The organism is Hymenobacter lapidarius (assembly GCF_001816145.1).
Taxonomy (GTDB): domain Bacteria; phylum Bacteroidota; class Bacteroidia; order Cytophagales; family Hymenobacteraceae; genus Hymenobacter; species Hymenobacter lapidarius.
In genome coordinates this window covers 1-392 of record NZ_MDZB01000061.1, presented here as the reverse complement: position 1 = coordinate 392, position 392 = coordinate 1, and the positions used below count along the sequence as shown (strand labels likewise).

At 53.8% G+C, this 392-nt stretch carries 1 pseudogene; it reads left to right on the top strand.

What is annotated here, in order from left to right:
* A pseudogene (locus tag BEN47_RS21925) lies at window positions 1-246 on the top strand (hypothetical protein); the annotation flags it as partial.
* Between the last annotated feature and the right edge of the window lie 146 nt (window positions 247-392).

Genomic DNA, 392 nt, shown 5'->3' with positions numbered 1-392 from the left:
CGCGTCTCCACGGGCTTTGTGGAGTCGGCGGTCAACCAGGTCCTGGCCAAGCGAATGGTGAAGCGGCAACAAATGCAGTGGACTAAAAAAGGGGCGCACTTGCTCGTACAGGCCCGTACCAAAGTGCTCAACGAGGAATGGGAAGACTGTTTCCGGCAGCAGTATCCCGGCTTTCGGTCAGTGCCAGCGGCTCCACACTTTTTGATGCTTCCGGTAGTGTTGACTGTGTTACAGTGTAGGCCTTGAACCAAAAATGCCTGCTAAAAGCAGCATTTTTGGTTCAAACAAAGGTATTAAGTGGTAGCGCATAAGTAAACGCATAAGTTTAGGGGCCGTAGTTTCGCCCCATGCGTGCCCCCCTTGCCCTAAGCCCCGACGAAGCCACGACCCTT